12 protein-coding genes are annotated in these 13309 nt (G+C 61.8%); 7 read left to right on the forward strand and 5 right to left on the reverse strand.

Annotated features, from left to right (window positions below; translation table 11 throughout):
• Positions 1–49: 49 nt before the first annotated feature.
• Positions 50–1681 (reverse strand): AMP-binding protein, encoded by a 1632-nt coding sequence (locus KIH45_RS00340; protein WP_225899562.1) that lies wholly within the window; start codon positions 1679–1681, stop codon positions 50–52.
• Between the two features lie 215 nt (positions 1682–1896).
• On the opposite strand from KIH45_RS00340, the gene KIH45_RS00345 reads away from it, so the two are divergent.
• The 3 genes from KIH45_RS00345 to KIH45_RS00355 are packed head-to-tail and all read left to right on the forward strand — an operon-like array spanning position 1897 to position 4239.
• Complete coding sequence (locus KIH45_RS00345) at positions 1897–3084, forward strand: aromatic ring-hydroxylating oxygenase subunit alpha (protein ID WP_213174037.1); 1188 nt, start codon at positions 1897–1899, stop codon at positions 3082–3084.
• Position 3085: 1 nt separating this feature from the next.
• Complete coding sequence (locus KIH45_RS00350; RefSeq protein WP_213174038.1) at positions 3086–3880, forward strand: sugar phosphate isomerase/epimerase family protein; 795 nt, start codon at positions 3086–3088, stop codon at positions 3878–3880.
• Entirely contained in the window at positions 3877–4239 is a 363-nt protein-coding gene (locus tag KIH45_RS00355) for an EthD domain-containing protein (RefSeq protein WP_213174039.1), read from the forward strand. The genes KIH45_RS00350 and KIH45_RS00355 overlap by 4 nt, the downstream gene beginning before the upstream one ends.
• 65 nt (positions 4240–4304) lie before the next feature.
• On the opposite strand, the gene KIH45_RS00360 is transcribed toward KIH45_RS00355, so the two are convergent.
• The 4 genes from KIH45_RS00360 to KIH45_RS00375 all read right to left on the reverse strand — a co-directional run bounded on the left by KIH45_RS00360 (position 4305) and on the right by KIH45_RS00375 (position 7560).
• A complete protein-coding gene (locus KIH45_RS00360; protein ID WP_213174040.1) occupies positions 4305–4745 on the reverse strand; it encodes a nuclear transport factor 2 family protein in 441 nt (146 codons plus the stop codon).
• A gap of 13 nt (positions 4746–4758) precedes the next feature.
• Complete coding sequence (locus tag KIH45_RS00365; RefSeq protein ID WP_213174041.1) at positions 4759–5448, reverse strand: SDR family NAD(P)-dependent oxidoreductase; 690 nt, start codon at positions 5446–5448, stop codon at positions 4759–4761.
• Between the two features lies 1 nt (position 5449).
• Positions 5450–6796: an aromatic ring-hydroxylating oxygenase subunit alpha gene (locus KIH45_RS00370; protein ID WP_213174042.1), complete on the reverse strand. Its 1347-nt coding sequence runs from the start codon at positions 6794–6796 to the stop codon at positions 5450–5452.
• A 101-nt stretch (positions 6797–6897) separates the two neighbouring features.
• Entirely contained in the window at positions 6898–7560 is a 663-nt protein-coding gene (locus KIH45_RS00375; protein ID WP_225899563.1) for a TetR/AcrR family transcriptional regulator, read from the reverse strand.
• Positions 7561–7750: 190 nt separating this feature from the next.
• Between KIH45_RS00375 and KIH45_RS00380 the strand changes: the two genes are divergently transcribed.
• From KIH45_RS00380 to KIH45_RS00395, 4 genes are all read left to right on the forward strand, one after another.
• A complete protein-coding gene (locus KIH45_RS00380) occupies positions 7751–10039 on the forward strand; it encodes a TonB-dependent receptor (RefSeq protein ID WP_213174044.1) in 2289 nt (762 codons plus the stop codon).
• 141 nt (positions 10040–10180) lie between these two features.
• On the forward strand, positions 10181–11392 hold the full coding sequence (locus KIH45_RS00385; RefSeq protein WP_225899564.1) for a cytochrome P450: 1212 nt from the start codon (positions 10181–10183) through the stop codon (positions 11390–11392).
• On the forward strand, positions 11392–11928 hold the full coding sequence (locus tag KIH45_RS00390) for a nuclear transport factor 2 family protein (protein WP_225899565.1): 537 nt from the start codon (positions 11392–11394) through the stop codon (positions 11926–11928). The genes KIH45_RS00385 and KIH45_RS00390 overlap by 1 nt, the downstream gene beginning before the upstream one ends.
• Positions 11929–11954: 26 nt before the next feature.
• Positions 11955–13304, forward strand: coding sequence for an aromatic ring-hydroxylating oxygenase subunit alpha (locus KIH45_RS00395; RefSeq protein WP_213174046.1), 1350 nt, complete (start codon positions 11955–11957; stop codon positions 13302–13304).
• Positions 13305–13309: the final 5 nt, after the last annotated feature.

A 13309-nucleotide genomic window follows, 5' to 3' on the forward strand; every position in this document is an offset into this window, starting at 1 on the left:
GCTCAGCCGAAAGATATCTCAAGATATATCTTGTAACGCTAAGTAACAGTCAGGCCTCCGCGCGCTCTCCCTCGATCTTCGCCTTCACGTCGGCTCGCAACTGGTCCTTGCGGATCTTGCCCGATGCGGTGCGCGGATAGTCGTCGACGAATTCGAAGCGTTCGGGGGTCTTCTGCTTGGCAAGCCCGCTCGCCTGCACATGGGCGCAGAGCACCTCGATCGTGGCCGGTTCGCCGACCGAGATGATGTAGGCGCAAACGCCTTCGCCCAGTCGTTCGTGCGGCATTGCCACGACGCTGGCATCGCGGACTTGCGGGTGGGTGCGAAGGACATCCTCGATCTCGACGGCGCTGATATTCTCGCCGCCGCGAATGATGAGGTCCTTTTTGCGGCCCGTGATCGTGACCGCGCCGTTCGGCGACAGGGTGCCGAGATCGCCGGTCTTGAAGTAACCCTCGGCATCGAAGGCCGCCGCGCTCTGCGCCTCGTCGGCATAGCCGAGCATCATGGAGGGGCCGCGCGCAAGGATTTCGCCTTCGACATCGCGGGGCAGGGGATTGCCGTCGTCGTCGACGATCTTGACCTCGTAGTCGACGACTTCGCCATCTGTCGTCGCGGCCAGCGCCTCGTCGTGCGGCCAGCCGAAGGTGACCAGCGGAACCTCGCTTGCGCCGAAGACGCGGAAGGCCTGCAGGTTGTCGAATGCCGAATTGGCCGCCGGGATCAGGTCGGGCGGAACCGCCGCGCCGCCGCACGCAAAGACCTTCATCGAAGGAAGGCGGGTGCCGGCATTGCGCGCGGCATCGGCCAGTTCGACAAGGAACGGCGTTGCCGCGACCGTGCCGCTGACTTCGTATTCCTGAATCAGAGCAAGCGCGTCCTGCGCGTTCCACGCCTCCATCAGCACGACGCGCACGCCGGCGATGAAAGGGCATTCGAGACCGTTGGCATAGCCCGAGATGTGGGTGACGGGCGAGGGCATGATCATCGTCTCGCCCTTGCCGATGCCCCAGTGGCCATAGCTCTTGCGCACGATGTTCTCGAGCGTTTCATGGCTGTGCAGTACGCCCTTGGGACGACCCGTCGTACCGGATGTGAACAGCACCATCTTGACCGAGCCGGGGTCGACTTCAGGCGCGATGTCGTCAAGCGCGCGGCCTTCCTCGACCAGGGCGGCAAGGTCGTTCGCGCCGTCGCCGCGCACGGTAAAGACATGTTCGAGATCGGGAAGCTTGGGGCTCAGCCGTTCTGCCATTTCGGAGAAGTCGAAGCGGCGGAACGTGGTGCAGGTGAAGATGGCGCGGGCGCGGCAGTCGCGCAGCATCAGTTCAACCTCGGCATCGCGGTAGATCGGGACGATCGGGTTCACGACCAGCCCTGCGATCGCGCAGGCAAGGTTGAGCACTGCGGCTTCGTGCCAGTTGGGCGTCTGGAAGGCGACCACATCGCCCGGCTCCAGCCCGCGGGCGGCCAGCGCATTTGCCAGTGCCTGCGCATCGGCGAGCCACTGCGAGAAAGTCAGTGAACGGACGCCATCTACTATGGCCACGAAATCGGGGTCTGTGGCGGCGCGTTCGCGTGCAAGATCCGCGATCGTCTTTCCGCTCCACTGGTCCGCAAACCGCGCAAGATGCTGCGGCGGAAGGTCCAGCCATTTCCACGGCATGTCGAGTTTGGCCATCTTCAAGCTCCTGTTCCCGTCCCGTCTTGTCGCGGGAACGTCGCGCCGCTTCCATTGGCGAAAAGAGTAGGCGCGAGCGCGCCCGCACGTGCCCGCGTGCAGATCACCTGTCATCTTGGGCAGGTTGTGCAGGTTAGCGCAAGGATGCAGCGTGCAGGGGTTGGAGATCAGTTCGCGCCAATGCGCGACGACACGTTTCTTGGGAGAGAACCACGATGGACCGCGCAGCGCGCATCGGGCAGCTTGGCGACGTCGCCGAAGTCATGCTCGGCTATGTCGAAAACAAGACCACATTTCAGGGCGAGGGTACGCTGAAGGTGCCGTCGGCGTCCTATTGCGACGAGGAAATCTACCAGAAAGAGATCGACCTCGTCTTCAAGAAGCTGCCCCTCATGCTGGCCTTCACTGCCGAGATGCCGAACCCCGGCGACTACAAGGCGATGGAAGCGGTCGGCATGCCGGTGCTGATCACGCGCGACAAGGACGGTACGGTTCGCGCTTTCCTGAACGTGTGTTCGCACCGCGGCGCGCCGGTGGCCGATGAAGGCTATGGCAATTGCCCGCGCTTTACCTGCAAATACCATGCATGGACTTTCGGCCGTGATGGCAAGCTGATCGGTATTTCCGATCGCCAGACTTTCGGCGACGTCGACAAGTCCGAACGTGGCCTGCGCCAGCTTCCTTGTGAAGAGCGTGCGGGCATGATCTTCGTCAGCCTCGACCCGGAAGGTTCGTTCGACCTCGACGAGTATTTCCGCGGCTACCTCGGCGATTTCGAGGACATGAACTTCAAGGACTGGCACTACGTCGGCAATCGCACGATCCACGGTGCCAACTGGAAGATCGCGTTTGACGGTTATCTCGAAGGCTATCACTTCCAGTCGCTGCACCCCGAAACGATCTTTCCGCGCACGCCGTCGAACACGATGCACTATGAGGGCTTCGGTCCTTCGATGCGCATCGGTTTCCCGCAGCACGAGATCAAGGACCTCTTGAAAGATGTCTCGCGCGAGGAGTGGGGGACGCGCGAAAACTACGGATACGACTTCGTGCGCATCCTTTTCCCGAACGTGTCTATCTTCGTCGCGTCGGAAATCACGCAGGTCGCACAGCTCTTCCCCGGGCCGACGCCCGACAAGAACCGTACCGTGCTGAATTATCTCTGCCGCGAAGCGCCAAAGACGCCCGAGGAAGAGGAAAAGCTGCAGGGCATGGCCACCTTCTTCCGCGACGTGACTTACGAGGAAGACTACGTCATCGGCATGGAAATCCAGAAGGGCCTGGAATCCGGCGCGCACGAGGAACTGATCTTCGGCAAGAACGAGCGCGGCAACCAGTACTTCCACGAATGGCTGAACTGGTACCTGGCAGAGGATCCCTCGGCACCCGAACCGCAGATGTGACGTGAACCCGATTGCGCTCGCATCGGGCGTCCTGCCGGAATACGGCCCGGTCGACCTGATCGAGGCGGCCTCTACGGCCGGTTTCGACATGGCGGGGCTCTGGGTCGATCCGGCGGAGTGGGACACTGCCCGCCATCGCGACACGAAGCGGGCGTTGGCGGAAACGGGGATGCCGGTGGTCGACGTCGAGGTGGTCTGGTTGCAACCGGGCTGCTCGGTCGATGACCACTTGCGCATCCTCGACATCGGGATGGAACTGGGCGCGGCCAATGCGCTGTGCGTTAGCTCCGTCGATGACCCGGGTGAAACGGTCGAGTGGCTGGCGCGCCTGTGCCGTCATGTCGAGGGAAGCCCGCTTCGCGTGAACCTCGAATTCGGCATCTTCACGAAAGTGCCCGATGTCCTTTCGGCAAAGCGGATTGTCGAGCAGGTTGGCCATCCTGCTGCCGCGATCCTTGTCGATCCGATCCACGTCGACCGGTCGGGCAGCGATCCGGCGGACATCGCCGCGCTCGACCGGCGGTTCATTTCCTATGCGCAGTTCTGTGATGCGCGGGCCGAGCGTCCCGATCCTGCAAACTTTGATGCGATCATCGAGGACGCGGTGGACCTTCGCGAACACGAGGGCGAGGGCGCGATCGATCTCGACGCGATCTGGCGCGCTCTGCCCGCGGACATTCCGCTTTCGATAGAATTGCGCTCAAAGACGCTGCGCGATGCCTATCCCGACGATCCGATCGGGAGGGCAAAGGCCGTCGCCAAGGCGACGCGCAAATGGCTGGGAGCCAGGATATGACGGTAACGCTTCTTTCGATCTTCCGACGCCGCGAAGGCATGAGCCACGACGAGTTCGTGGACTATTACGAAACGTTTCACGCCAAGATCGGCGAGAAGGTCCTGGCCGGATATGCCTCGGCCTATCGCCGCCGTTTCACGACGCCTTTCGCGCACGAAGCGGGGCCGAACGATCCCGACGTGGTGATGGAGATCGAGTTTCCGGACGAGGCGACGATGCAGGCGTTCTTCGCCTCTATCGCCAATGACGCGGAAACAGCAGGGATGATCCGGATCGACGAGGACAAGCTCTTCGATCGCGACTCGATGAAGGTCTATCGCCTCGACGAACGGGTGAGCGAGATGCCACCCGTTGGTTGAGACCGGTCGGTCACGGCGGGCGGACAACCGTTAGGCCTTCCGCCCGCTGAGACCTTTGTGCCGGATCAGTCCCGGCGTTCGTGGAAGATACGATATTCGCGGCGGGTGAAGACCCACTTGCCGTCGATCTTCGCCAATTCGTCTTCGTAGTGACCGTTGGTGTGGACGGTCTCACCCGTTTCGGGGTGCTGGTAGATTTCGATCGTGAAGGTCGTGGCGATCGCCTTGTCCCCGTCGATCTCGATCCGGCCCGGGTTGGCGAGATAGACCATCGGGCGGGTCATGTCGTCGAGGCCATAGACCTCCATCGATCCGACCCATGCTTCCACGATCGCCTTCTTGCCTTCGAAACCGCCAAGGTCGGGGTATTCCGGCAATGCCCAGTAGGCGTCGTCAGCCCAGGTCGCGGCCCATATCTCTGCGTCCTTGGTCATGACGCCGTAGGCGTATGTCTCCATCGTCTCGCGGATCGCGATGCGATCCTCAAGCGGTCCGGTAAATGCCATTTTCAGGTCCTCCTCAGAGCGGGTGCGGTTCGCCATTCCATTTGAAGAAGCCGCCGCTGTCCTCGACCGTCAGCCGGTCTGTGAGTGCGGTGATCCCCGCAACGCTTTCTTCGGTGGTGATGTCGGCATCGGGGCCGCCCATGTCGGTCTTCACCCAGCCGGGGTGCAGCGAGATGAGCGAGATGCCGCGATCCTTCAGGTCGATCGCCATCGAACGGGTGAGGGCGACGAGCCCCGCCTTGGTCGCGACGTAGACGTAGAAGCCGCCATAAGGCCATGTCGACGCGGCAAGCTGGCTCGAGAAGTTGATGACTTTCGAACCTTCGCCCATCTTCGGCAGGAACGCCTTGGTGATTTCAAACGGGGCCTTGAGCATCACGTCTATGGCAAGGTCCCATGCGTCCCAGTCGGTATCGCCTTCAAGCTCGCCGCTGATGGGACCGGTGACGCCCGCGACGTTGTAGAGCACGTCGACGCTGTCGCAGGGAACTGCCTGTGCGGCTGCCGGGATGCCGGCAAGATCGGCTGCGTCCAGCTTGTGAACGCTGACTGCGCCGTTCGACCCGTCGGCAAGCGCCGTGAGGTCTTCGGATTTTGCCGTATCGCGGACGAGAGCAAAGACACGGTCGCCGCGTTCGGCGTGCGTGCGTGCCAGTTCGAGGCCGATGCCGCGACCGGCACCGGTGATGATTACATTAGCCATTTCAGGGCCTTCTCCCTTCGATCCAATCGTTCAGTACTTCGTGGAAGAAGCGGATGCGTGTCTCCTGATCAGAGAGATAGGCATCCTTGTAACCACGTGAATGCATGCCGGCCTGCATGTTCTCGGCCAGTTCCATGTCCTGGTAGACGATCTGTCCGGCAAGTTCGGGAATGCCGCGGCCGCCGTCGAACACGCGGTGTTCGCATTCGGCCACTTCCTTCAGCGGCTTGCGCCCGGCCATGATCGATTCGACCTCGGTCTGCCCTTCGACGGGGAAGGCCATGCACCACAGGTCGAAATAGCACTTTTCCGGATCCGTCGCGTGCGGTTCGGAGCGGAAGAAGACCAAGTTGTCCGGCAGGAAGCTGATCGTCACGTTCGGGAACATGACGGTATGCGGGCTGTCGGTGATCTCCTCGTCGTCCATTTTCTCATAATGGACGTAGCCCTTTTCGCGCCACAGCTTCTGCTTGGCCGCCTTCAGGTCCTTCCAGCCCTGCATGGCGAAGTCTTCGTAGCTTTCGTACTTGGCGGGATCGATGTCCCACTTGGCAAGCTCGGCCTCGAACATCGCGTTGCCGCCGCCTTCCGGGCGATCGGATAGCGAGGGGCGCATCGGCTGAACCGTACGGCCATGGCCCTTGGGCCACATCTCGTGACGCGCGGAATCGACGTCCTGGTCGATCCATGGCGGAACCTGCGGGTGGGCGGTGCGGGTGTGGTAGCTTTCCGAGAAGTTGTCGGTGACGAACTTCCAGTTGGCATTGATCTCGATCCGGTACCACGCGACGCGTACGGCGGTGTCCATCGGGTAATTGCGATAGAGCGCGGGCATCGGTTCAAGGAAATCGGCGAGCGAGACACCGTCGGGGTCCATCGAATACCAGACGAACCCGCCCCAAGTATCGCAGCGGACTTCGTTCAGGCCGACCTTGTCGCAGGGGTTGCCCTGACTGAAATCGACATCGGCGTCCTGTGCGTGGATCAGCTTGCCATCAAGGCCGTAGCGCCAGCCATGGTACGGGCAGTGGAACGCCGCGACAGAACTGGAATCGTCGACCATCCGCATCCCGCGGTGGGCGCAGGAATTGTAGAATGCACGGACCGATCCGTCCTCTTGGCGGACGGCGATCACCGATTCCTTCATGAAATTGTGAACGAGGAAGTCGCCCGCTTCGGGAATGTCTGCGGTCCGTCCGGCGATGTGCCAGATCTTGGTCCACATGTGGTCCCATTCCTTCTGCGCAAATTCCGCGCTGAAATAACGGTCGCCGGTAATCTTGTCCCCGCGCAGGTTCGACGGGTCGCGCCCGTCCATAGGGGGCGGAACGACAGTCTGCGTATTCATCAGGCCTCTCCCAAGTGAAGCTTATCTTGCCATGAGGGTGCGCTCGTGCCGGGCACCTCTCAACTATCACATGCGATAGAAAACAGGTCGATCGTCCTGTTTTATCGTTTCGCTGCCTCGGCCAGTCGCATGACCACGCCGATCAGCTCGTCCTGAATCATGCGGACGCGGTCCTCGCCAATGGTCGATCCATTGATCAGCAAGCCCAGTTGCACCGCCTGCGTGAAGTCACTGGCCAGCCGCATCAGTTCAGGTGCGTTGCGCCATTGCGGGAAAGCGTGGTCCATCTCTTCCAGCCACACTTCGTCATAAAGCTTGGCGGCAGGGTCGAAGGCCTCGGCCAGTTCCGCATCGTTGCGGGCTGCGACGGCCAGCCGAAGGTAGGCTTCGAACTCGCGGCTCTGAACCGAGTGCCAGTGTAGTTCCACGGCGATTACATGGGGTTGCAGCGCTGCGTCGCCGTTATCGATGACTTTCAGGCGCGCAACGAAGTCATCGAGGAAATAACGCATGCGGCTGTAGAAGACATGCTCGATCATCCCGCGGACCAGCGCGATCCGGTTGGGGAAATGGTGGTGCATGGCCCCGCGCGAAACCCCTGCGCGGCGGGCGACATCGTTGGTCGAAAGCCCGGCGTATCCGCTCTCGACCAAGCTATCGACGGCGGCGTCCAGAATCGATTCGCGCGTCAGCGAGCTTTTGCGCTGCTGCCAGCGGTCAAAATCCTCCGGCCCACCGTTCGGGCGGATCCTGCGAAGCGCCATGTCTCTACGTGCAACTACCATCGGTCCAGCTACTCTCCCGGGCGTCCTGTCGGCACCCTATCACTTCCTTCAGTAGTACATTCTGATCACTTCCGACACAAAAACCGACAAGGTTGCCGGTAAACGGTGCCTCGGGTCACAAGTGCCCGCCCGCGAACAGTAACCGGCGGGCATGAGGGAGGGAGAGGAAATGACGAAAATTCACAGGTATCTTGTAAGTGGTGCAGTCGGTGCGCTCGCCATGTCGGCAGCCCCCGCTTTCGCGCAGGACGATACGGCCGAGCAGCCTTCGTCGGGCCTCAACGAGATCGTCGTAACCGCACAGAAGACCGCCGAATCCATTCAGGACGTGCCGATCTCGATCACCGCTGTCGGGGGCGAACGCCTGTCCGACATGCAGGTGACGACGCTTCAGGCACTGCAGGGCAGCGTCCCCAACGTCCAGATCGACAACTTCGCCAATACGCCGAACAACGCGGTCTTCACGATCCGCGGCATCGGCGTGATCGAGCCTGACCCCTACGCCGGTAACACGGTGTCGATCGTGGTCGACGGTGTGCCGCAGTTCTTCTCGATGGGCGCACTGCTCGACACTTACGACGTCCAGCGCGTCGAAATCCTGCGCGGTCCGCAGGGCACGCTGTTTGGCGCCAACACGACCGGCGGCGTGGTCAACGTGGTCACCAACCAGCCGACCGGCGAATTCGGTGGCTACATCAAGGGCGTCTACGGCAACTGGAACCGCTTCGACGTTTCCGGTGCGCTCGAAGTGCCGATCGCCGAGGACCTGGCTTCGTTCAAGATCGCCGGCATCCATACCGAGCGCGATGGCTGGGTCACGAACGTCTATGACGGTTCGGACATGGGTTCGAAGAACGTCGACGCGATCCGCGGCCAGCTTTACCTGACCCCGTCGCTCGACCTGTCGATCACGCTTCAGGGCGAATATGTCGGCGCACGAAACGGCGCGCCGGTCGTCGTCAACGGTGGCCTGCCGGGCGAGGCGAACTATGTGCCGGAAGGCACGTTCTGGAACGGCGCGGAACTGCCGATGTACGCCAGCCCCTGCGCGGTTGCAGGTCAGCCGTGCGAAGCGCCGGACAAGTTCTTCTCGGGCAATAACGAAGTGCCCGACACCTCGAACATCGACACCTACTTCGGCATCGCCACGATCGAACTGGCCAATACCGCCATCGGCGATATCACCTCGATCACCGGCTACAAGGAATTCACCCAGTTCGAATATACCGACCAGGACGGCACGGCGAAGACGAACAACGCCACTCGCCGCCGGACCAAGGGCTGGCAGCTCAGCGAAGAGTTTCGCACCGCCTTTGAAAGCGGCATCATCTCTGGCGTGGCGGGCGTCTTCTTCATGAAGACGAACTACAACCACTACCAGATGTACCACCTGGACTTCGCGCTGCCGGGCCTGATCCAGTACAACGAACAGGATCAGACGACCGAAAGTTACTCGGCTTTTTTGCAGACTTATGCGCAGGTCACCGATCGCCTGAAGCTTCAGGCCGGCATCCGCTTTACGCATGACAAGATCGACGCGCGTTCCACGCTCGACACCGGTCTTGGCAGCGAGGCGCTGACTTCGCCGGACTGGGATAAGTTCGACGTGCTCTTCCCGGGCAGCCTTGATGTTGGCGGCAAGGAAAGCTGGGATAACGTGGGCTGGAAGCTCGGCCTCGATTATGAACTCGGCGACGATGCTCTGGCCTATGCCAGCTGGTCGCGCGGCTTCAAGTCGGGCGGTTTCACGGGTCGTATCGGCGTCGCTGCCGACGGTGACACGCCCTACAACCCGGAAGAGGTGGACACGTTCGAAGTCGGCCTGAAGGCGGACTTCTTCGACCGCACGATCCGTACGAACTTCGCCGCGTTCTATACCAACTACCGCGACATGCAGCTGGCCCAGATCTACTTCGATCCGGATACCAACGTGCAGGGCAACCGCATCCTCAATGCCGCAAAGTCCGAGATCAAGGGCTTCGAACTCGAGGCGCAGGCCGTTCCGGTCTGGGGGCTTACCCTGCGCGGTGCGGTTTCGTACCTCGATGCGAAGTACAAGGACTTCGACTACCTCGATCCGGTGTCGACCAATGTCTTCGACCTGACGGGTTTCCGCCTGCAGAATGCGCCTGAGTGGCAGACGATGCTTGGCGTTAACTACGACTACGAGATGAACAGCGGTTCGCGCATCGTGGCCGACGTTTCGTGGATGTACACGTCGAAGAAGTACTACACCGCGATCGTGAACACGCCGCGTTCGACGGTGCAGCCGACCTATCTTGTCGATGCGCTGCTTACCTACCACGCTCCGGGCGGCGAATGGTCTGCCGGTCTGTGGGGCAAGAACCTGCTCGACAAGCGCTACATCTCCACCGTCTACGACTCGCCCGGTTACATGGGCATCGTGGGCTACGCTCCGCCGCGCCAGTACGGTGCGTCGCTGCAGTACAACTTCTGATCCGGCGGGAGGCGGTGCCGCATTCCCGCGGCATCGTCTCCGTCCGGCGCAATTTACGGGACGAAAGGAGGCTGACATGATCGACTGCGCAAAAGCATCGACCGCCTTTCGAGTCCGGTGCGCGAAAAGATCAGGAGAAGGATGATGGCAACAGTAGCCAGCACGGACGCCCCCGCGCACGTCGATCCGGCCCGCGTGGCCGATATCGACATCTATGCGATCGAGGGGCAGGCGGAAGATTATCACACCGCGTGGTCGCGCCTTCAGGCGAGCCTGCCGGAAATCGTGTGGACCCCGCGCAACGAAGGGCACTGGATCACGCTGGGCGGTGAGGCGCTGGCCGAAGTCCAGTCCGACTGGGAACGCTTCAGCAGCCGCGTAATCGTGCTGCCGAAATCGGTCGGCGAGCAGCACGGGCTTTTGCCCACGACCATCGATCCGCCGGTTCACCGCCCCTATCGCAAGCTGCTCAACGACAACCTGAAGCCTGCTGCCGTGCGCGGCCTGAAGGATTCCATCCGCGAAGTCGCTGGCGATCTAATCGACGCTTTCGCGTCAAAGGGGCACTGCAATTTCACCGAGGAATACGCGAAGATCTTCCCGATCCGCATTTTCCTAGCGCTCGTCGGCGTGCCGCAGTCCGATGCGGAGAAGATCCGCCACTGGGCGCTGTGCATGACGCGGCCCGATCAGGACATGACGTTCGAGGAGGCGAAGGCCGCGTTCTACGAATACGTCGATCCGCTGGTGCGCGAACGCTTTGCCAATCCGGGCGGGGACATGATCAGCAACATGCTGCATTCCGACATGGATGGCCGCCAGCTGACCCATGACGAGGCCCTGTCGCTCGTCACCCAGCTGTTGATCGCGGGCGTCGACACGGTCGTGAACTTCCTTGGCTATGCAATGCTGGCGCTGGCCGGGGACGGGCAGCTTCGCCGTGATATGCTGACCCATCCGGGCGGCACGATCGCGGCGGTGAACGAACTGTTCCGCCGTTTCGGCCTTGTCGCCATCGCGCGCGAGGTGCGGGACGACATCACGTTCCGCGGTGTCGAGATGAAGGCAGGCGACATGGTCGCGATCCCGACCGTGGTGCACGGCATCGATCCTGCTGCGAACGAATGCCCGATGAAGATCGATCTGCAACGCCGCCGCGCGCCGCATTCGACCTTCGGCAGCGGTCCGCACATGTGCCCGGGACAGGAACTGGCCCGCGCCGAAGTCGCGATCACTATCGAGGAATTTCTGAAGCGCATTCCCGATTTTCGCGTCGCACCCGACAGCGATCTCGAAAACGTCGGCGGCATCGTCGCCAGCGTGAAGAAGCTCTGCCTGGAATGGGACGTGTGATGGCCACGATCGCATTCGATCTCGAAGCGGAAATCCGCGACCTTGCAGCCCGGCGCGACATTGCCGATGCGACGCATCGCTATATGCGCGGGCTGGACCGGTTCGACCGCGACCTGCTGCTCAGCGCTTTTCACGCCAATGCGCATATCGATTGCGGGTTGATGAAGGGCGGTCCGGACGCCTTTGCCGACTTCGCTTTCGGCTTTCTCGGCGACATGAACGGCACGCATCACATGCTGGGACAGGTCCGCATCGAGATGACCGGCGCTGACAGCGCGCAGGGCGAGTGCTATTTTCAGGCATTCCACGATGTCAGCGACGAAGCGGGGCAGGCGCGCGACCTGTTCATTTCCGGTCGCTATATCGACGAATATACCTGCAGGAATGGCGAGTGGCGCATCGCAAAGCGCGCACTCATAACCGACTGGGTTACCGACCATCCCGGCAGCCGCGCCTTCTTTACCGACAATCCCCAGGCGGGACGCGGACACAGGCACGGCGCCGATTTCAGCCAGACGCGAAACTGGTCGGCCTAAGAAACACGCAAGAGAGGCAATTCCCCATGAACGTTCAGTCCGGCGCAGCCCGTTATTCGGCCGAATTCGACCAGCCCGTCCGCGGCGACATGATCACCGCCGACCGCTACACCTCGCGTGAGTGGATGGAGGGCGAGTACGAGAACCTCTGGCCCAGCGTATGGCATCTTGGCGGCATGCTTGCCGACCTCGAGGAAGAGGGCGATGTCATTCGCCACAACTTCGGCCGCGAATCCATCATCATGGTCAAGCAGGCCGACGGGTCGGTGAAGGCGTTCTATAACGTCTGCCCGCACCGCGGTAACCGCCTTGTTCTCGGTGATGTCGCTTCCACCCCGCGCATCACTTGTGGCTATCACGGCTGGCAGTTCGATGCCTCGGGCACGCTTGTCGACGTGCAGGACCCCGACGATTTCCCCGGCGGCAACCCGTGCGGCAAAGTCCACCTGACCGAGATCCAGTGCGAAACCTGGGGCCCGTTCGTGTTCTGGGCGATGAACGACGATGTCGCTCCGCTTGAAGAATGGCTCGCCCCGTTCCCCGAGCGGCTCAAGGGCTACAACCTTGAAAACTGGGTGCGCGTCCTGAACCTGTCGGCGGACTGCGAGTTCAACTGGAAGATCATCCGCGACAACTTCAACGAGAGCTACCACCTCCCGACGATCCACCCCGAACTGGCGACCTTCATCAACGACGGCCTGCCGACCACGCTGTTCGAGATGTACGAGAACGGCCACAACTCGATGTGGATGATCGGCCACCAGGCCACCAGCCGCAAGGACTACGTCAGCGGCGACGTGCCCCCGGGCCTTTACGAAGCGGCCGAGGCATGGGGCATCGATCCCAAGGAATATCGCGGCCGCACCGAGGACGTGCGCCAGGCAGTTATCGAGGCCAAGCGCAAGCATGGCGCAGAGCGTGGCTACGACTATTCGGAAATGACCGATCAGCAGCTGGTCGACTATTTCCACTGCACGCTGTTCCCCAACCTCACTATCACGATGAGCCCGGAACAGTGCCAGATCCTGCGCACCGAACCGCACCCGACGGATCCGGCCAAGTGCGTGTTCCAGCACTGGTGCCTCTATCCGCCGGTGAAGGGCATGAAGGAAGTCGTCACGCCGGTCGGCAACGCGCCGCTAAAACATGACGCGATCCAGCGCCACTCGGTCTATGGTGACGGCGTCTCGCTCGGCTTCGTGGCCGATCAGGACCTTTCGATCGGCACGACGCAGCAGCAGGGCCTGAACTCGCGCGGTTTCAAGGGCTGCATGCTCACCTATCAGGAAAAGCGCATCCAGCGTTTCCACGAACTGCTGAACGACGTCGTGCTCGGCCACCCGACCGAACAGGCGCCGAACGCGGGCGAGGAGTAAGTCGG

It is taken from the genome of Croceicoccus gelatinilyticus (assembly GCF_018398395.1).
Taxonomy (GTDB): domain Bacteria; phylum Pseudomonadota; class Alphaproteobacteria; order Sphingomonadales; family Sphingomonadaceae; genus Croceicoccus; species Croceicoccus gelatinilyticus.

What these genes read in the sequence shown, in the direction of transcription:
- KIH45_RS00340 (WP_225899562.1), bottom strand. Translation starts at nt 1,681, where the DNA reads ATGGCCAAACTCGACATGCCGTGGAAATGGCTGGACCTTCCGCCGCAG.
- KIH45_RS00345 (WP_213174037.1), top strand. Translation starts at nt 1,897, where the DNA reads ATGGACCGCGCAGCGCGCATCGGGCAGCTTGGCGACGTCGCCGAAGTC.
- KIH45_RS00355 (WP_213174039.1), top strand. Translation starts at nt 3,877, where the DNA reads ATGACGGTAACGCTTCTTTCGATCTTCCGACGCCGCGAAGGCATGAGC.
- KIH45_RS00360 (WP_213174040.1), bottom strand. Translation starts at nt 4,745, where the DNA reads ATGGCATTTACCGGACCGCTTGAGGATCGCATCGCGATCCGCGAGACG.
- KIH45_RS00365 (WP_213174041.1), bottom strand. Translation starts at nt 5,448, where the DNA reads ATGGCTAATGTAATCATCACCGGTGCCGGTCGCGGCATCGGCCTCGAA.
- KIH45_RS00370 (WP_213174042.1), bottom strand. Translation starts at nt 6,796, where the DNA reads ATGAATACGCAGACTGTCGTTCCGCCCCCTATGGACGGGCGCGACCCG.
- KIH45_RS00375 (WP_225899563.1), bottom strand. Translation starts at nt 7,560, where the DNA reads ATGGCGCTTCGCAGGATCCGCCCGAACGGTGGGCCGGAGGATTTTGAC.
- KIH45_RS00380 (WP_213174044.1), top strand. Translation starts at nt 7,751, where the DNA reads ATGACGAAAATTCACAGGTATCTTGTAAGTGGTGCAGTCGGTGCGCTC.
- KIH45_RS00385 (WP_225899564.1), top strand. Translation starts at nt 10,181, where the DNA reads ATGATGGCAACAGTAGCCAGCACGGACGCCCCCGCGCACGTCGATCCG.
- KIH45_RS00390 (WP_225899565.1), top strand. Translation starts at nt 11,392, where the DNA reads ATGGCCACGATCGCATTCGATCTCGAAGCGGAAATCCGCGACCTTGCA.
- KIH45_RS00395 (WP_213174046.1), top strand. Translation starts at nt 11,955, where the DNA reads ATGAACGTTCAGTCCGGCGCAGCCCGTTATTCGGCCGAATTCGACCAG.